Below are 519 nucleotides of genomic sequence, written 5' to 3'. Positions count from 1 at the left end.
GCCATCGCCACCTCGGTCGCCGAGGTCGGCGCGAAGGCGGACGCGGTGACGCTCTCGATGGACATCTCGCAGCCCAACAACCTCTTCGGTCTGATCCTCGGCGCGGCGGTCGTCTTCCTCTTCTCGGGGCTCGCGATCAACGCGGTGTCCCGGTCGGCGGGATCGGTGGTGTACGAGGTGCGGAGGCAGTTCCGCGAGCACCCGGGGATCATGAACTACACCGAGAAACCGGAGTACGGACGGGTCGTCGACATCTGCACCAAGGACGCGCTGCGCGAACTCGCCACGCCCGGGCTGCTCGCGGTGATGGCCCCGATCGCGGTCGGCTTCGCGCTGGGGGTCGGCCCGCTCGGCGCGTACCTCGCGGGGGCGATCGGCACGGGCGCGCTGATGGCGGTCTTCCTCGCCAACTCCGGTGGTGCCTGGGACAACGCGAAGAAGCTGGTCGAGGACGGGAACCACGGCGGCAAGGGCAGCGAGGCGCACGAGGCGACCGTCATCGGGGACACGGTCGGCGAC

At 70.1% G+C, this 519-nt stretch carries 1 protein-coding gene; it reads left to right on the top strand.

The genetic code is table 11. The features are described from left to right. On the top strand, positions 1-519 hold a 519-nt coding region (locus IF00_RS0140410; protein WP_030327119.1), incomplete at both ends, for a sodium/proton-translocating pyrophosphatase.

It is taken from the genome of Streptomyces flavochromogenes, assembly GCF_000717595.1.
GTDB classification, from domain to species: domain Bacteria; phylum Actinomycetota; class Actinomycetes; order Streptomycetales; family Streptomycetaceae; genus Streptomyces; species Streptomyces flavochromogenes.
Note: the sequence above shows the minus strand (reverse complement) of the source record. Positions and strands in the feature narration are given on the sequence as shown.